The organism is Massilia hydrophila (assembly GCF_020208145.1).
In the GTDB taxonomy this organism is placed as follows: domain Bacteria; phylum Pseudomonadota; class Gammaproteobacteria; order Burkholderiales; family Burkholderiaceae_D; genus Telluria; species Telluria hydrophila.
Genome location: NZ_JAHYBX010000010.1, coordinates 88,389 through 104,419, shown reverse-complemented (window position 1 = coordinate 104,419; position 16,031 = coordinate 88,389). Strand labels below are relative to the sequence as shown.

The 16,031-nt window shown below is 66.2% G+C and carries 16 protein-coding genes; 6 read left to right on the top strand and 10 right to left on the bottom strand.

The genetic code is table 11. The annotated features are described in order from the left end of the window. Positions 1 to 26: 26 nt before the first annotated feature. From LE190_RS19030 to mpl, 10 genes are all read right to left on the bottom strand, one after another. On the bottom strand, positions 27 to 2,384 hold the full coding sequence (locus LE190_RS19030) for a DUF4214 domain-containing protein (RefSeq protein WP_225240181.1): 2,358 nt from the start codon (positions 2,382 to 2,384) through the stop codon (positions 27 to 29). A 20-nt stretch (positions 2,385 to 2,404) separates the two neighbouring features. Next, positions 2,405 to 3,370: a magnesium/cobalt transporter CorA gene (corA, locus tag LE190_RS19025; RefSeq protein ID WP_225240180.1), complete on the bottom strand. Its 966-nt coding sequence runs from the start codon at positions 3,368 to 3,370 to the stop codon at positions 2,405 to 2,407. An 88-nt stretch (positions 3,371 to 3,458) separates the two neighbouring features. Beyond that, positions 3,459 to 3,770 (bottom strand): hypothetical protein, encoded by a 312-nt coding sequence (locus tag LE190_RS19020; protein WP_225240179.1) that lies wholly within the window; start codon positions 3,768 to 3,770, stop codon positions 3,459 to 3,461. Positions 3,771 to 3,779: 9 nt separating this feature from the next. Continuing rightward, positions 3,780 to 4,499, bottom strand: coding sequence for a monofunctional biosynthetic peptidoglycan transglycosylase (gene mtgA, locus LE190_RS19015; RefSeq protein WP_225240214.1), 720 nt, complete (start codon positions 4,497 to 4,499; stop codon positions 3,780 to 3,782). Positions 4,500 to 4,516: 17 nt separating this feature from the next. Further along, positions 4,517 to 5,323, bottom strand: coding sequence for a shikimate dehydrogenase (gene aroE, locus LE190_RS19010; protein ID WP_225240178.1), 807 nt, complete (start codon positions 5,321 to 5,323; stop codon positions 4,517 to 4,519). Further along, a complete protein-coding gene (locus LE190_RS19005) occupies positions 5,323 to 6,177 on the bottom strand; it encodes a TonB C-terminal domain-containing protein (protein WP_225240213.1) in 855 nt (284 codons plus the stop codon). Before LE190_RS19005 ends, aroE begins: the two co-directional genes overlap by 1 nt. Before the next feature lie 228 nt (positions 6,178 to 6,405). Further along, positions 6,406 to 8,469 carry a ribonuclease catalytic domain-containing protein gene (locus LE190_RS19000; RefSeq protein WP_225240177.1) on the bottom strand — a complete coding sequence of 688 codons (2,064 nt, stop codon included), beginning with the start codon at positions 8,467 to 8,469 and terminating at the stop codon, positions 6,406 to 6,408. Between the two features lies 1 nt (position 8,470). After that, a complete protein-coding gene (locus LE190_RS18995; RefSeq protein WP_225240176.1) occupies positions 8,471 to 9,052 on the bottom strand; it encodes a chorismate--pyruvate lyase family protein in 582 nt (193 codons plus the stop codon). Between the two features lie 8 nt (positions 9,053 to 9,060). Next, positions 9,061 to 9,669 carry a YqiA/YcfP family alpha/beta fold hydrolase gene (locus LE190_RS18990; RefSeq protein WP_225240175.1) on the bottom strand — a complete coding sequence of 203 codons (609 nt, stop codon included), beginning with the start codon at positions 9,667 to 9,669 and terminating at the stop codon, positions 9,061 to 9,063. Beyond that, a complete protein-coding gene (gene mpl, locus LE190_RS18985) occupies positions 9,666 to 11,045 on the bottom strand; it encodes a UDP-N-acetylmuramate:L-alanyl-gamma-D-glutamyl-meso-diaminopimelate ligase (RefSeq protein ID WP_225240174.1) in 1,380 nt (459 codons plus the stop codon). Before mpl ends, LE190_RS18990 begins: the two co-directional genes overlap by 4 nt. A gap of 91 nt (positions 11,046 to 11,136) precedes the next feature. Between mpl and LE190_RS18980 the strand changes: the two genes are divergently transcribed. The 6 genes from LE190_RS18980 to prmA all read left to right on the top strand — a co-directional run bounded on the left by LE190_RS18980 (position 11,137) and on the right by prmA (position 16,020). Continuing rightward, positions 11,137 to 11,766, top strand: coding sequence for a hypothetical protein (locus LE190_RS18980; protein WP_225240173.1), 630 nt, complete (start codon positions 11,137 to 11,139; stop codon positions 11,764 to 11,766). After that, entirely contained in the window at positions 11,763 to 12,320 is a 558-nt protein-coding gene (locus LE190_RS18975; RefSeq protein WP_225240172.1) for a TlpA family protein disulfide reductase, read from the top strand. Before LE190_RS18980 ends, LE190_RS18975 begins: the two co-directional genes overlap by 4 nt. A 183-nt stretch (positions 12,321 to 12,503) precedes the next feature. Continuing rightward, positions 12,504 to 12,941 carry a type II 3-dehydroquinate dehydratase gene (gene aroQ, locus LE190_RS18970; protein ID WP_225240212.1) on the top strand — a complete coding sequence of 146 codons (438 nt, stop codon included), beginning with the start codon at positions 12,504 to 12,506 and terminating at the stop codon, positions 12,939 to 12,941. 91 nt (positions 12,942 to 13,032) lie between these two features. After that, complete coding sequence (gene accB, locus LE190_RS18965) at positions 13,033 to 13,494, top strand: acetyl-CoA carboxylase biotin carboxyl carrier protein (RefSeq protein WP_224946591.1); 462 nt, start codon at positions 13,033 to 13,035, stop codon at positions 13,492 to 13,494. A 175-nt stretch (positions 13,495 to 13,669) separates the two neighbouring features. Next, positions 13,670 to 15,070 (top strand): acetyl-CoA carboxylase biotin carboxylase subunit, encoded by a 1,401-nt coding sequence (gene accC, locus LE190_RS18960; RefSeq protein WP_224946592.1) that lies wholly within the window; start codon positions 13,670 to 13,672, stop codon positions 15,068 to 15,070. Beyond that, positions 15,067 to 16,020 carry a 50S ribosomal protein L11 methyltransferase gene (prmA, locus tag LE190_RS18955; RefSeq protein WP_225240171.1) on the top strand — a complete coding sequence of 318 codons (954 nt, stop codon included), beginning with the start codon at positions 15,067 to 15,069 and terminating at the stop codon, positions 16,018 to 16,020. The genes accC and prmA overlap by 4 nt, the downstream gene beginning before the upstream one ends. Positions 16,021 to 16,031 lie beyond the last annotated feature (11 nt).

Sequence of the window (16,031 nt, the reverse complement as noted above, 5' to 3'; positions counted from 1 at the left end):
ACGCGCCGGGAACGGCCCGGCGGCGCTCAATAGGGCGTGTACTGGAACCCGTTCCCGATGAGATCCACGGTCGCCGCGACATTTTCGGCGGACTCGCTGAACGACACCAGCACCTGTTCGCGCCCCTGCCCGTCATGCAGGCGTGCCAGCCAGAACGCGGCCCCGGCCGCATCCGGCTCGCGCTGCAGCACGTTCTGGTAGAGCAGGCGCACGAACAGCTGGTCGTCCGGCGCGGTGCCGTACAATCCTGCGAATTCGGCGCTGCCGATGAAGCCGCGCGCAGCGTCGAGCAGGCTGCTGCCCCTGTCGAGTTGGGCAATCCAGAAACCCAGTCCTTTCAGGTCGGGCGCGCGATCGAAGGCGGCGCGATACAGGCGGTAGGCCTGGCCGCCGTTGCCGTCGATGTCGAGCGCGATCGCCCCGTATTCGAACAGCAGCCGTTCGACATTCACGACATCGTAGCGCGTTCCCCACAGGTCGTGCTGCGTAGTAGCTTCCTGCCCGTTACGCTGAATGAGGTAGTTGCCGGCCGCGCCCGGCAGCAGCAGCGTATCGATGCCTGCGCCGCCGTCGGTACGCTGTCCCGGCAGCCCCGCCAGCAGGTCGTTCCCGGATGTCGCGGCCGCGACCGGCGCGGCGGTGCTGAAGCGCATGCTGTCCGGGCCGACGTAGGGGTTTCCCGCCAGGTCGGACACCGCCCCCTGTGGCAGGTGGATCGTATAGCTGCCCGGCGTGAAATGGGCCTGTGCCCTAAGCAGCACCTCGCTTCCCTGGACAAGTGGAAAGTCCATGCTGAGGTAGTCGTTGTCCCTGGCCTGGTAGACCACGGCGCCGCTCGGGCCGGTAATCGTGATTTTCGACTTGTCGATCGCGACCGGCTCGCTGAAGCGCAGCACGATGGCCGTGTCGGTCAGCGCGACGCCATCGGCGCCGGCCGGATGGGTGCTGCCGAGCAGCGCCGGACCATTCGTGTCGCCGCGCAGCGGCAAGACCGCAAGCGTGTACGGGTGCACCCCGCCCATTGCCGACTTCAACTGCAGGTAATAATCTCCGCTCAGCATCGGCGTGAAGTCGAGCGCCAGCGAGTAGTTTCGGTCATCCCAACCGTCGTCGAAAGCCAAGGTCGCGCCGTCCGCGCCGAGTACGCGCAGCACGAAGCCCTCGGCGCGCCCGGTCTGCGCGCCCACGGTCATCGCATAATGCTCTCCCGCCACCAGCGAGACCCGGTACATGTCGACATCGCTGGCAGCCTCCAGCACTCCCCGGGTGGACACGCCGATGGGGACCGGCTGCGCGGTCGCGATGGTGTCGCCGACCAGGTCGCGCCTCCCGGGACTCAGGCTGAGCGTGTAGGAGCGCGGTTCAAGCAGGCCGCGGACCGTCGGGCCCTGCTCCACGTCCAGGAAATGGCTACTCCCTGCGTCCGCGCGGAAGTCGGACGACATCGTCCTGCCGTCGATGTTGCCCGAGGCGGATTCGCGTATCGTGCCCGCTGCGTCGCGCAGGAACAACATGTAGGTATCCGGTTCGGCATTGAAGGTAAGGGTATAGAACACCCCTTCTTCGACGTCGAGCCGGAACCGGTCCACATCGTGCTCGAATTCGATGGTCCCCGTGGCAAGCGCTCCCGGCGCGATGAAACCCAGCGTCGCATTGCTCGGCAAATAGTCGTCCTGCCAGGTCTGCGAAATCCCCTTGAAGGTGCCTGCCTGCAGGCCGCGCAACTCGAGGAAGTAGTCGCCGGCCTGCACGGGCGAGAAGCCCCAGTCCAGGTATTGTACGAACCTGCCGGCGGCATCGAGGATCCGGATCTCGGTCGGAAAGACGTAGGGCGAACCGGTGCCGATGCCCGGCCCCTCGAATTCGAAGCGGTAATGCATGCCGGGCTGCACGCTGAACCTGACCCAGTCGATATCGCCCGCCACCTCGAAGCTGCCGGTAACCGAGCCGTCGCTCGGCAGGAAGGCGCTGGTGGCACTACTGGCCGGCTGGTCGTCGGGTCCGGTGCGCAGCGCGGCCTTGAGCTCGTAGCCTTCCAGTCCATACCATTTGTACAACGAGATCGCTTCGACGTAATAGGTTCCTGCCGCTGGCGGTACGAATTCGATCGTCGGGCCGTGCAGGTAGTCGCCGTTCAGGATCCTGGTCAGCCGGTTGCCTGCCGCGTCGTACACTGCCAGCGCATACACGGCGTTGCCGATCTCGGGAAGGCTGATGCCGGTGGTCGATTCCAGCGAAAACAGGTAGCGCTGGCCGGCATCGAGCGTGATGGCGAACCAGTCGCCATCGTAGCCGCGCTCGAAGCGCCCCCGCTGCGGCGCGAACAGGTCGAGGCGGCCGGGCGTGTCCGGATTCTGGGGAAAGTCGTCGGTCAGGTCAGCCATGGCGCACTAAAATTACACGTCTAGCGCAGCCAGCCGCGGCGCTGGAAGTACACGAGCGGCGCCGCCATGGCCGCGACCATCAGGCCGATCGCGAGCGGATAGCCGAAGCTCCAGTTCAGCTCGGGGAAGACCTTGAAGTTCATGCCGTAGATACTGGCGATCAGGGTCGGCGGCAGGAAGGCCACCGAGGCCACCGAGAAGATCTTGATGATCTTGTTCTGGTTGATGTTGATGAAGCCGACCGTGGCGTCCATCAGGAAGTTCACCTTGTCGAACAGGAAAGAGGTGTGGCCGTCGAGCGACTCGATGTCGCGCAGGATCTGGCGCGCTTCCTCGAACTGGTCCGAGTTCAGCAGCCGGCCGCGCATCAGGAAGCTGACCGCGCGCCGCGTGTCCATCATGTTGCGGCGGATGCGGCCGTTCAAGTCTTCCTCGTGCGCGATCGCGTTCAGCGCCGCGGCCGCGTCCTGGTCGGTGAACTCCTTCTGCAGCACGCGGGTCGAGACTTCTTCCAGCGCCTCGTAGATGCCCTCGAGCGCGTCCGCCGAGTACTCGGCGTCGGTCGCGTACAGGTCGAGCAGCACGTCCATGTAGTCCTCGATCGAGCCGGGCCGCGAACGCGCGCGCAGGCGTACCAGGCGGAACACCGGCAGGTCGTCGTTGTGCACCGAGAACAGGATTTTCCCGGAAAGGATGAAGGCCACCGTCACCACACGCGACGGCCCGTCCTCCTCTTCGAGCAGGAAGTCGGTGCGCAGGTGCAGGTCGCCGTTCTCGGCTTCGTAGTAGCGCGCCGATGCCTCGATGTCCGACACCTCGTCCTCGCCCGGCAGCGTCACCCCATAGGTGGTCTTGACCAGGATGCGCTCCTCGTCGGTGGGCTCGTTCAGGTCGACCCAGACCGGTGTCACGTTGGCCAGGTCCTCGCGCGAGTCGACGCTGACCTGGTTCAGGCGGCCATTTTGTAGGACGAATACGTTGATCATGCGTGTTTCTCGAGGGCCGGAATGCGAAGTGACGCAAGTGTAACCGACAGCCCACGGGGGCGGCCACCCCGTCACGACAATTTCGTCGCTAGCCTGCCCCGGACCTCGCCCCGCTGCCGAACATGGCCGCATGCCAGTAGGCGCGCGGGTCGTCGAGCCAGGCGAAGCGTGCCTTACCAGCCAGCGCGCGCAGCGGCGCCAACGCAATCCGGTAGCGCCACAGGAGCGCGACCAGCTCGCGCATGGCGTCCCGGTTCAGGCGCCGCAGGTCGAGCGCCACCAGCAGGTCGCGGCCTTCACCGCGGCAGCCCTGTACACCCGCGAGCGCCAGCAGGCCGTCGAAAAAGCGGCGCTCGTCGCCCGGCGAGTAAAAGTCCTGCAAGCGGATCCGGAGTTCCACGGCCGGGGCTCAGGGCAGGTCGACGAAGCGCATCCGGCGCTGGATCAGCGCGGTACGGCGTTCCAGGTAGCGGGTGCTGCGGTGCTTGTCGTAGTAGCGCGGGTTGGGCAGCATCACGGCCAGGCGCGCGGCCTGCTGCGCGTTCAAATTCCCGGCCGAGGTGCGGAAGTAGTGGCGCGCGGCCGCCTCGGCGCCGAACACGCCACGGCCATACTCCACCACGTTCAGGTAGACCTCGAGGATACGGCGCTTGGGCATCACCGTCTCCAGCATGAATGCGATGACCAGCTCCTGGCCCTTGCGCAGGTAGCTGCGCGAGCCGGACAGGAACAGGTTCTTGGCCAGCTGCTGGGTGATGGTGGAGCCGCCGCCCACCACCTTGCTGCGCCGGTTGTTCTTTTCATAGGCCGCTTCCAGCGCTTCCCAGTCCACCCCGCCATGCTCGGCGAAGCGCGAATCCTCGGACGCCACCACCGCCCTCTTGAGGTTGACCGAGATGCGCTCGTAGGGCACCCATTCATGCTTGAGCGTCGCGTTCGGGTTCTTCTCGCGCAGTTCCGCCAGCTGCTGGCGCATGAAGCTGGTCGAGCCGGGATTGAATACCGCGTACCAGCACACCATGGCGAAGAAATACAGCTGCACCAGCAGCACCAGCAGCAGCGGGCCGAGCACCAGCCACTTGAGCCAGCGGCGCGAACGCTTGCCGCCGGCCTTCTTCGTCTTGCCCATCGCGAGCGTGCTGGTATTCATGGTCGCATCTTCCTGAACAGTTCAGTGGTATCGGGGCGCACGCCGCGCCAGATGGCGAAGGCTTCGGCAGCCTGCTCGACCAGCATGCCCAGGCCGTCGCGCACCCCCGCGCCCTGGCTCGCCGCGAATTGCATGAACACGGTGGGCTGCTCGCCATACATCATGTCCAGCGCCAGCGCGCCGGGTGCGAATACGCCGGCCGGCAGCGGCGGCAGCGCGCCGGCCAGGCTGCTGGAACTGGCATTCACGACGATGTCGAAGGCGCCGGCGACGGCGTCGAAGCCCGCACCCCGCAGCGGCACGCCGTGCCGGCCGAAATCGCGCGCCAGCGCGGCCGCCGTGGCGGCAGTGCGGTTGGCGATGACGATCTCGCGCGGACCCTGCTCGATCAGGGGCAGCAGGGCGCCGCGCGCCGCGCCGCCAGCGCCCAGCAGCAGCACGCGGCTGCCGGCGATGGCCTTGCCCGCGTTGCGGGTGATGTCGGCCACCAGGCCCGGACCGTCGGTATTGTCGCCGGCGATCTCGCCGTGCGCGAAGCTGAGCGTGTTGACCGCGCCGGCCGCGCGCGCGCGCGGCGCCAGCCGGGTGCACAGGGCGGCAGCTTCGATCTTGAAGGGCACGGTCACGTTGGCGCCGCGGTAGCCCTCGTCCACCAGGCGCCTGAGCGTGGCGGCGAAGCCGTCCACTGGCGCCAGGCAGCGCTCGTAGGCCAGGTCCTGGCCGGTCTGGCGCGCGAACACCGCATGGATCGCCGGCGACTTGCTGTGGTCGACCGGGTTGCCGATCACGCAGTATTTGTCCATCACCCCTGCCCCCCGCGCAGCTCGGCCTGCATCTTCTCCTCGCGCGTGAAGCGGAAGCGCGTGATCACTTCCCACAGGTCGTCCTTGCCGCGGCTGCGCATGTTCGCCGGGAAGGCGCCGAAGGGCGCGGCCTGGCGCACGATGCGCAGCGCCGCCGCATCCAGCGCCGGGCTGCCCGAACTGTGCTCGATGCGCGGACCGCCATCCTTCAGGTACAGGCTGCCGTCCTGGAACACGGGGATATAGACCACCAGTTCGCCATACAGCTTCCTGCCGTTCTGCTGCGGGAAGTTGAGGGTGCCGACTTCCTCGATCCGCTTCTGCATCTCCTTGTAATAGAGGGCATAGCCGACCTGGCGCGTGCTGGGCGTGATCTGGGTGCGCTTGGGACGCTTGTTCTGATCCTCGATGCGCTCGATGACTTCGGCCGCCGCGCGCGAGATGGCGCGGCTGGTGTCGAAGGCATCAAGGCCGCGGGCGGCCGGATCGGGCTTGTCCTGCTCGGTCCTGGCCGCCGCCGCGAAACTGGACGAGCGCACCCGGGTCAGCACGTTTTCCTGGCGCTGTTCGAGGTCGGCGATGCGGCGCTGCAGGGCCTTGATGCTTTCGCCATCCTCGACCTTGCGCAGGTCGGGCAGCGGGGAGCGCACCCGTCCCGCATCGGCCGTGCCGCCGCCTTCCAGGTTGGCCTGGGCCAGCGCGTCGGCCTTGGCCGGAGCCCGGGCGTGCTTGGCGTTGACCAGGATGACTTCCAGGCCGGGGTCGGCCGGGCGCTGGCGGAAGGCATCGGGAGCGGCGAAACGCACCGCCAGCAGCGCCGCGTGCGCGAGCACGGAAACGCCGAGGGCGATCATCAGGGGACGGTTGTTTTGCAAGTACTTCACTGCGCGTGCCCGGGCGGGCGGTTGGATCAGGGATGGGGCATTCTAACCTGCAACAGCGGGCGGGGGGAGATTCGGGGGGAGATTCGGGGCGTGATCGCGACACGGGGATGGGCGTTCAACGAGCGGCAGGATCATCGCGGATGATATTCATCCGCGAAGCATCACCGCGTGGACCGGAAACCCGCCCACGCTACGGGGTCAGGCGGTTCCGGCGTTGCCGGGAACGTCCACGCCCTCCTCGGTCGTGACCGCGGCAACCACGCCTTCGGCTTCCACGACTTCCGCCAGCGCCGCTTCCCCGGTATCGCCCTCTTCCTCTTCTTCCAGCGCGAGCGCAGCGTCGGGCGCCGCGGCCGCCACTTCCAGCAGGCGCGCCTCGAGGCTCAGGTCGACCTCGTCCCAGCGCAGGATGTCGAGCCGCACCTGGGCGCCGCGCGCCAGCTGCGGCATGCCGGCCAGGCGCGCCACCAGCGGGATCTCGACCAGGCGCACGAGGTCTTCCTTGAGCACCACGGCATCGACCTGCCGGGCGTTCTCCTGCGCCAGCCAGCGCAGGCACCAGTAGCGCTCCATGTTCTGCTGGAAGTCGTTGTAGGCCGCGTAGGCCGCGTCGAAGGCGGACACGATCGAGAACAGGGTCGCGTCGCGGTGCTTGAACGGCGCCACCAGCGGCGCCGTCACGCCATGCGAGGCGCAGGCCAGGATCTGCCACTGGTTCACCAGGTCGGTGTAGCGGCGCAGCGGCGAGGTGCTCCACGCGTACTGGTCCACCCCCAGGCCCTGGTGCGGGGCCGCGTGGGTCACCATGCGCACCTGGATCTTGGCCGCCCAGCCGCCGGCGCCCGGTCCCTGCGAACGGTAGATGCCCGGCACGCCCGAGTCGTGCAGCAGCTTGCCCCAGGTGCTGTTGGCGAAGATCATCAGCTCGGCCACGATCTTGTCGAGCGGCGCGCCGCGCTTGCGGCGCACGATGGAGACCACGTCGTCTTCCACGTAGAAGTTGAAGTCCACGCGGTTGGCCTGTTCCGGCCTGAGGCCGAAGGCTTCGCGCTTCTTCATGCGGCCCGCTTCCAGCTGCAGGGCCCATTGCCACAGCAGGCCCAGTTCTTCCTTGTGCGGGTAGTCGGCCGTACCTTCGCCGCTGCCACCGGCCAGCGCCTCCTCGGTGACGATGGCGTCCAGGTCGTTCAGGCGAAGGTTGCGCGCGATCGGTACGCGTTCGGCACGGGTGGTGGTCGAGACCACGCTCCAGTCCTGCGGATCGAGCACCGCGTACAGCGACAGCGCCGGGCAGTCCGTGCCTTCGGCCAGCGTGAAGGCATTCACCACCTCGTCCGGCAGCATGGTGATCTTATCGCCCGGCATATACACGGTGGACATGCGCGCGCGCGCAATCCTGTCGATCGCATCGTCCGGCCGGATGGCCAGGCCCGGCGCCGCGATGTGGATGCCGACCTGCAGCTTGCCGTCCGCGAGCCTGCGCACCGAGAAGGCGTCGTCGATCTCGGTCGTGGTGACGTCGTCGATCGAGAAGGCGGCGACGTCGGCCAGCGGCAGGTCTTCCGGGGCCCCGGGCACCTCTACCTGGGGGAAACCGGCGCCGCGCGGGAAGTGCTCGAACAGGAAGCGCGACATGTGCAGTTCCTTGGGCGAAGCCAGGCCGCCCGTGTTCAGCATCAGGCGCGCAGCCGTGGTCTGCAGCTCGCTGGCGGCCGCTTCCAGGGCCTTGTATTCGATCGTGTTCTTGTCCGGCTTGAACAGCAGCTGCTGGACGATGGACTGCATCGAAGCGGGCAGCTTGCCGGCCTTGAGTTCGTCCACGTAGCCGGCCTGCACGATGGCCTGCTGCTTTTTCTTCTCGATGCCGGCCAGTGCCGCCTTCAGGGTCTGCTCAGGGGCAGCCTTGTAGCGTCCGCGACCCTTCTTGTGGAAGTAGATCGGCGCGGCGTGCAGCGCCAGCACCAGGCCGGCCGCTTCAAACGGCAGCGGCGCGTGGCCGAAGTATTCCAGGCCCAGCTCGGCGAAGCCGAATTCTTCCTGTCCCGCCACTTCCCACAGGAAGTCGAGGTCGACCTCGGCGGCGATGCCTTTCGCGCTGCCCAGCAGCACTTCCGGCTCGGGCTGCTCGAACTGGATCAGCACGTCGCGCGACTTGACCTTGCTGCGCTTGCCGCTGGCCAGTTCCACCTGGTAGGCCTCGCCCGCCTGCGACAGGACCTTGCCGGCCTTGAAGTCGCCCGACTCTTCAAAAAATACGTTCATGTTATTTCGTGTTCTGTTGTGTGGTGGGCCGCTTCAGGTCCAGCACCGCCGGCAGGAATACCTCGGTGACCAGCAGCAGGCCCTGGTGGCGGCGGTAGACGCAGCGCCGCGCATAATACAGTGTGTCCTCGGGTCCGCCGATGGCCGCGCGCACGCGGCGAAACAGCGGATGGCCCGCGCGGATGCGCGCGTATTCCAGCTGGCCACGGCGCACCAGCGGATCGTAGAACAAGGTGGTGCCGAGCGAGCGCTCGCCCAGCGCCGAAAACAGCGGCCAGTCGCTGGCCGTGCAGCCCATCGGCACCACCGTGTGGCCGAACACCCGTGGCCGGCCATCGCATTCGAGCAGCACTTCGCGTTCCCACACGCGCCCCCGACGCGGCAGGCCGATCGTGCGCGCCTCGTCCGCCAGGCAGGTGGCGGCCTGCTGGTGCAGGCGGCGCACGCGGAAGGCTGCACTGTGCGCCATCAGGCGCGCGGTCAGCGAACCCTCGGTCGTCAGCCAGTCGCGCATCCGGTCCGGCGCGCGCAGTGCCCCCGGGTGCGGCTGCCAGGCCGCCAGCCTCAGCGAAGCATTCCTCATTGCGCCATTCACTGCGGCGCGCCCTGCACCACGTTCGCTCCAGCGCAGAAGGCCAGCACCTCGTCGACATAGCGCGGAAACTCCGAGATCGCATGGTCGCTGCCCTCGATCACGTGCTGCCGCGCGCCGGCGTAGTGGGCCACCATGTCGCGGTAGTCCAGCACTTCGTCGCCAGTGGCGGCCAGCAGGAAGTAGCGCTCCGGCTTCGTGATCCGCTCGACCCGCAACGCCGCCAGCTCGTCGATGTACTCGCGGCGGAACTCGAAGGGCTCGTCGGAATGCCAGGCGGTGGTGAGGCCGACGTGGTGCTCCAGGCTCTTCAGCGGGTTGACGGAAGGATTCAGCAGCACGGCCGGCACGTCCAGGCGCTCGGCCAGCCAGGTGGCGTAGAAGCCGCCCAGCGAGGAGCCGATGATGGACAGGTTGCCTGGCGCATGGCGCTTGGCCAGCAGCAGGGCCAGGTCCATCGCGGCCTTCGGCGAAGCCGGCAGCTGCGGGCAGATCAGCGCGTGGGCGCGCCCGGCGTCCGCCATTGCCTTCTGTACCACCCGCGCCTTGAAGGACTTCGGCGAGGAGCGGAATCCGTGCAGGTAAAGAACGTACCCGTTCGCGGTCATGGCGCCAGCGCGTCCAGCAGTTTCTGGTGCACGCCGCCGAAGCCGCCGTTGCTCATCACGAGGATGTGGTCGCCCGGCTGGGCGGCCTGCACGATGGCCTGCACCATGTAGTCGAGCTGGTCGAAGCTGTGGGCGATGCCGCCCAGCGGCTTCAATGCGTCGGCCAGCGACCAGCCCAGCGCCTGCTGGCTGCCGAAGCCGAACACGAGGTCGGCGTCCTTCAGGCTGCCCGGCAGCGCATCCTTCATCGCGCCCAGCTTCATGGTGTTCGAGCGTGGCTCGAGCACGGCCAGGATGCGGCCCGAGTTTGTTCCACTACTGCCGATCTTCTGGCGCAGGCCGGCGACCGTCGTGGCGATCGCGGTCGGGTGGTGGGCGAAATCGTCGTACACGGTGATGCCGTTGACGGTGCCGCGTACTTCCATGCGCCGCTTGACGCTCTGGAAGCGCGCCAGCGCGGCGATCGCCTGCGAGGTCGGCACGCCGACGTGGCGCGCGGCGGCGATCGCGGCCAGCGCGTTCGAACGGTTGTGGTGGCCGCTCAGGTCCCAGTGCACGGTGCCCTGCACGTCGCCGTTGAACAGCACGTCGAAACTGCCGCCCTGGTGCTCGACCAGGCTCCAGTTGGCCCCTTCGGACAGGCCGAAGCTTTCCTTTTCGCTCCAGCAGCCGCGTTTCAGCACGCGGGACAGCGAGGCCTCGTCACCGTTGACGACCAGGCGGCCCACGCCGGGCACGGTGCGCACCAGGTGGTGGAACTGGGTCTCGATGGCGCCGATATCGGGGAAGATGTCGGCGTGGTCGTATTCCAGGTTGTTCAGCACCGCGGTCTTGGCGTGGTAGTGGACAAACTTGGAGCGCTTATCAAAAAAGGCGGTGTCGTACTCGTCCGCCTCGATCACGAAGAAGTCGCTCGGCTTGTCGCCATGCAGGCGCGCCGAGATGCCGAAGTTCATCGGCACCCCGCCGATCAGGAAGCCGGGCGCATAGCCGGCGTCTTCCAGGATCCAGGCCAGCATCGAGGTGGTGGTGGTCTTGCCATGCGTGCCAGCCACCGCCAGCACCCATTTGTCACGCAGGATGTGCTCGCCGATCCATTGCGGACCGGAGACGTAAGGCAGGCCGCGGTTCAGGATCTCTTCGATCAGCGGATTGCCGCGTGTCATGACATTGCCGATCACGTACAGGTCCGGATTCAGCGACACCTGTTCCGGGCCGTAGCCCTGGATCAGCTCGATGCCCTGGGCTTCGAGCTGGGTGCTCATCGGCGGATAGACGTTGGCGTCGCAGCCGGTGACGCGGTGGCCGGCTTCCTTGGCCAGGACCGCCAGGCCACCCATGAAGGTGCCGCAAATACCGAGAATGTGAATGTGCATGGTCGAAGAAAAGTGAGCTGCGGTTGGGACCGAAAGCGCGATTCTACCCGACCCGCTGCCATTTTCCGTTCAAGAGTATGATTCAGGCACCATGCCAATACCGAACCATGATGTGCTCCAGTTGCGCGCCGAAATCGCTGCCCTTGCCGCGCGCATGATCGCCCAGGACGGGGCCGACTACGATACCGCGCGCCGCAAGGCGGCCCGCCAGGCGCTCGGGGTGGACCGCCCTGCCCCCAACCTGATGCCGGACAACCTGCAGATCGAGGACGAAGTCCGCAAGTACCAGTCGCTGTTCGGCGGACCCGGCCACGCCGCGCGCCTGCAGGCACTGCGCAGTACCGCGCTCCAGGTCATGGATGCGCTGGCCGAATTCCGCCCCTACCTGACCGGTGCCGTGCTGAACGGCACCGCGGGGGAGCACGACGACATCCACCTGCAACTATTTGCCGAGAGCGCCAAGGAAGTCGAGATCTACCTGCTCAACCGCAACGTCAATATCGAGATTTCGGAAACGCCCCATTTCAAGGGCGGGCGCCACGATCCGGTTGAAACGGTCAGCTTCATGTGGCATAAGGAAAGAATTCATGCCGAGTTGTACGACTTTCATGATTTGCGGGGGGCCCTCAAGCCGCGCGCCGACGGCCGCCTGCAGCGGGTGGACGCAGCCGGACTGCGCGCGCTGATGGCAAACGACGAAACACTGGAACAGGACGAATGAACAAGAAACACGTAGCGATCTATGTGGCCGTGGCCGCCATGTTCGGCATCATGGGGGCGCTGGTCGCACTCAACCAGAAAGAATTGCCGCCCATGACGGGCAACGCCGGCGCCGCGGCCGGCGCCAAGCCGCCAGCGGCGGTCGACAAGCTGTTCGCGCAGTCGCTGAACGACTTGGAGGGCAAGCCCGAGGCGCTGGCCCGCTGGCGCGGCAAACCGCTGGTGGTCAACTTCTGGGCAACCTGGTGCGCGCCCTGCGTGCAGGAGATGCCGGAGCTGTCCGAACTGGCGGGCAGCGACGGTGGCAAGACCTTCAATGTGATCGGCATCGGCATCGACTCGCCTTCGAACATGCAGGCCTTCGCGGCCAAGCTCAAGATTGCCTATCCGCTCTATGTGGGTGGCATGGGCGGAACCGAACTGTCGCGCGCCTTCGGCAACAGCGCGGGCGGCTTGCCGTATACAGTATTGATCGGAGCGGATGGGCAAGTGCGCAAGACGTATTTGGGCAAGCTCAAGTTCGACGAATTGCGCGCGGATCTGGCGAAGTTGTAGGCGTAATCTGGTCCGGTGGACCAGATTACGCTATGCCGATACCCTGTAAAAACCGGGTCAGCGAACGATCGTACTTTTCCGAACTGCGCCGAATATGCCTGCATCAACTGGCAATTTTACTGCTTGCCAATAGCCGAGCTTGACGGCACAATGCCTTCCTTTCGGGCGTTCAGACTCTTCAACATGGCGAAAAAGCTACTGCTGCTTAATGGCCCCAACCTCAATCTATTGGGGACCCGGGAGCCTGCGGTGTACGGCGCGACGACGCTGGCCGACATCGAGCAGGCAGCCAGGGCACAGGCAGCAAGCGCAGGCGCAAGCCTGGACTGCTTCCAGAGCAACCATGAAGGAGCCCTGATCGACCGCATCCATGCCGCGCACAGCGAAGGCGTGGAGGCGATCGTCATCAATCCGGGTGGCCTGACCCATACCAGCGTGGCACTGCGCGATGCGCTTGCGGCGGTGGCAATCCCTTTCGTGGAGGTGCACATCTCGAATGTCCATGCCCGCGAATCCTTTCGGCACCACTCGTACTTGTCCGCCATCGCGCTCGGCGTGATCTGCGGCCTGGGTCCGGACGGGTACCGGTTTGCCATCGACTTTGCGCTTAAATCGCGTTAATCTACGTCAACTTCATGTATCAGCAGCCACGCAGCCACCACCAGCGCGTTGCCAGCTCTCTTAAAACGAATAAAACACCAAGGGGTTTCACATGGATCTCAGAAAACTCAAGACCTTGATCGACCTGGTCGCCGAATCGGACATCGCTGAACTCGAAGTCACCGAAGGCGAAAGCAAGGTTCGCATCGTCAAGTCGTCCGCAAACCCTCAGGGCGGGATGATGATGGTCCCGCAGCAGGCGGTGCAGCACATCGCCGCGCCGGCCGCCCCGGCCCCCGCCGCCGCGCCGGCAGCCGCACCGGCCGCCGCCGAGCCGACCGGCCACGTGGTCAAGTCGCCGATGGTCGGCACCTTCTACCGTAGCTCGGCCCCGGGCGCCCCGGCTTTCGTCGAGGTCGGCCAGAGCGTCAAGCAGGGCGATACCCTGTGCATCATCGAAGCGATGAAGCTGCTGAACGAGATCGATGCCGAGGTTGCTGGCACGGTCACCAAGATCTTCGTGGAAAACGGCCAACCGGTCGAATTTGGCCAGCCGCTTTTCATCATCGGCTAAGATCGCCTAATAAATTCCCATGGCGGCGTTGCACGACGATGCGCCTTGCCCAGGGGTTTTGTTAGACGATCCAAGATTTCGGCCCGGCGGCGTCCTGCCGCCAGCCCATTCATGTCGTGTCCGGCGCGTGCTGTTACCAGTCTGCGCCGGTTTTCACTGAAACACCGAACCTACCATGTTTGAAAAAATCCTCATCGCCAACCGTGGTGAAATCGCGCTGCGTATCCAGCGCGCATGCCGCGAGCTGGGCATCAAGACGGTCGTCGTTCACTCCGAGGCGGACAAGGACGCCAAGTACGTGAAACTGGCGGACGAATCCGTCTGCATCGGTCCGGCCCAGTCGACGCTCAGCTACCTGAACATGCCGGCGATTATCAGCGCCGCCGAAGTGACGGACGCCGAGGCGATCCACCCGGGCTACGGCTTCCTGTCGGAGAACGCCGACTTCGCCGAGCGCGTCGAGAAATCGGGCTTCGTCTTCATCGGCCCGCGTTCGGACTCGATCCGGCTGATGGGCGACAAGGTCTCGGCCAAGCAGGCGATGATCAAGGCCGGCGTGCCTTGCGTGCCGGGTTCGGACGGCGCCCTCTCGGACGACCCGAAAGAGATCATCCAGACCGCGCGCCGCGTCGGCTACCCGGTCATCATCAAGGCCGCCGGCGGCGGCGGCGGCCGCGGCATGCGCGTGGTGCATACCGAAGCCGCGCTGCTGAACGCCGTCCAGATGACCAAGACCGAGGCCGGTACCGCCTTCGGCAATCCGGAAGTCTACATGGAGAAGTTCCTGGAAAATCCGCGCCACGTGGAGATCCAGATCCTCGCCGACGAACACAAGAACGCCGTCTGGCTGGGCGAACGCGACTGCTCGATGCAGCGCCGCCACCAGAAGGTGATCGAGGAAGCACCAGCGCCGGGCATCCCGCGCAAACTCATCGAGAAGATCGGCGACCGCTGCGCCGAAGCCTGCCGCAAGATCGGCTACCGCGGCGCGGGCACCTTCGAATTCCTGTACGAGAACGGCGAGTTCTACTTCATCGAGATGAACACCCGCGTGCAGGTGGAACACCCGGTCACCGAGATGATCACCGGGATCGACATCGTGCAGGAGCAGATCCGCATCGCCTGCGGCGAGAAGCTGCGCTTCAAGCAGCGCGACATCATGCTGTCGGGCCACGCGATCGAGTGCCGCATCAATGCCGAGGACCCGTTCAAGTTCACCCCGTCCCCGGGCCGCATCACCGGCTGGCACCCGCCGGGCGGCCCCGGCATCCGCGTCGATTCGCATTCCTACGCGGGCTACTACGTGCCGCCGCACTACGACTCGATGATCGGCAAGGTCATCTCGTATGGCGCCACGCGCGAACAGGCGATCCGCCGCATGCAAATCGCGCTCTCGGAAATGGTGGTTGAAGGTATCCTCACCAATATTCCGCTGCACCGCGAGCTGATGGTGGACGCCCGCTTCATCGAGGGTGGCACCAACATCCACTACCTCGAGCACAAGCTGGCCTCGAAGCCGGACCTGCCGAAGGAAACGGGGATCGGCGCCAAATCGGACACCAGGATAGACGCATGAGCTGGACTGAAGTCGTCATCGAAGTCGCGCGCGAACACGCCGAGGCCCTGTCGGACGCCCTGATGGAAGCGGGCGCCCTGTCGGTCTCGGTGGAAGACGCGGACGAAGGCACGGAGGCGGAAAAACCGCTGTTCGGCGAGCCGGGCATGGAACCGCTTGAAGCCGCCTGGGACCACTCGCGCGTGGTCGCGCTGACCGATACGGACGCCGACCAGTTCGCGATCGTGCAGGAAGCCGCCAACGCCATCAAACTGCCGGTCGTGCCCTCGTTCACCACCCGCGCGCTGGAAGACGCCGACTGGGTGCGCCTGACCCAGTCGCAGTTCGAGCCGATCCACATCGGCACTAACATCTGGGTCGTGCCGAGCTGGCACGAGGCACCGGACCCGAACGGCCTGATCCTGGAACTCGATCCGGGCCTGGCCTTCGGCACCGGCAGCCATCCGACCACCCGCCTGTGCATGGAGTGGCTGGAAGCGCACCCGGCACCCGGCAAGTCGGTGCTGGACTACGGCTGCGGCTCGGGCATCCTGGCAATGGTGGCCAAGAAGCTCGGTGCGAATGATGTGGCCGGGGTCGACATCGATCCGCAAGCGATCGAATCGGCGCGTGCCAATGCCGAGCGCAATGGCTGCGCCATCGATTTCTACGTGCCGGACGACTTCGCGGTGGCGCCCAACGCGCGCCATGCCAAGGGCCAGTTCGACATCGTCGTGGCCAACATCCTGTCGAGCCCATTGAAGCTGATGGCGCCGATGCTGTCCGGCCGCGTGGCGCCTGGCGGCTCACTGGTCCTGTCAGGCGTGCTGGCGCGCCAGGCCGAGGAAGTGGCCGCCGCCTACGCTCCCTTCATCCAGCTGGGCGTCTGGGCCGAGCAGGACGGCTGGGTTGCCCTGCACGGCACGCTCGGCCAGGACACCGCACCCGCGCCGCGCTCTTTCGCCGGCTAAGGAACCCGCCA

Bases quoted from the DNA above. Each gene is read 5' to 3' on its own strand.
- mpl (WP_225240174.1), bottom strand. From the start codon at position 11,045: ATGCACATTCACATTCTCGGTATTTGCGGCACCTTCATGGGTGGCCTG.
- aroE (WP_225240178.1), bottom strand. From the start codon at position 5,323: ATGGACAAATACTGCGTGATCGGCAACCCGGTCGACCACAGCAAGTCG.
- LE190_RS19000 (WP_225240177.1), bottom strand. From the start codon at position 8,469: ATGAACGTATTTTTTGAAGAGTCGGGCGACTTCAAGGCCGGCAAGGTC.
- accB (WP_224946591.1), top strand. From the start codon at position 13,033: ATGGATCTCAGAAAACTCAAGACCTTGATCGACCTGGTCGCCGAATCG.
- LE190_RS18975 (WP_225240172.1), top strand. From the start codon at position 11,763: ATGAACAAGAAACACGTAGCGATCTATGTGGCCGTGGCCGCCATGTTC.
- LE190_RS18995 (WP_225240176.1), bottom strand. From the start codon at position 9,052: ATGAGGAATGCTTCGCTGAGGCTGGCGGCCTGGCAGCCGCACCCGGGG.
- prmA (WP_225240171.1), top strand. From the start codon at position 15,067: ATGAGCTGGACTGAAGTCGTCATCGAAGTCGCGCGCGAACACGCCGAG.
- LE190_RS19005 (WP_225240213.1), bottom strand. From the start codon at position 6,177: ATGATCGCCCTCGGCGTTTCCGTGCTCGCGCACGCGGCGCTGCTGGCG.
- LE190_RS18990 (WP_225240175.1), bottom strand. From the start codon at position 9,669: ATGACCGCGAACGGGTACGTTCTTTACCTGCACGGATTCCGCTCCTCG.
- LE190_RS18980 (WP_225240173.1), top strand. From the start codon at position 11,137: ATGCCAATACCGAACCATGATGTGCTCCAGTTGCGCGCCGAAATCGCT.
- corA (WP_225240180.1), bottom strand. From the start codon at position 3,370: ATGATCAACGTATTCGTCCTACAAAATGGCCGCCTGAACCAGGTCAGC.
- accC (WP_224946592.1), top strand. From the start codon at position 13,670: ATGTTTGAAAAAATCCTCATCGCCAACCGTGGTGAAATCGCGCTGCGT.
- mtgA (WP_225240214.1), bottom strand. From the start codon at position 4,499: ATGGGCAAGACGAAGAAGGCCGGCGGCAAGCGTTCGCGCCGCTGGCTC.
- aroQ (WP_225240212.1), top strand. From the start codon at position 12,504: ATGGCGAAAAAGCTACTGCTGCTTAATGGCCCCAACCTCAATCTATTG.
- LE190_RS19030 (WP_225240181.1), bottom strand. From the start codon at position 2,384: ATGGCTGACCTGACCGACGACTTTCCCCAGAATCCGGACACGCCCGGC.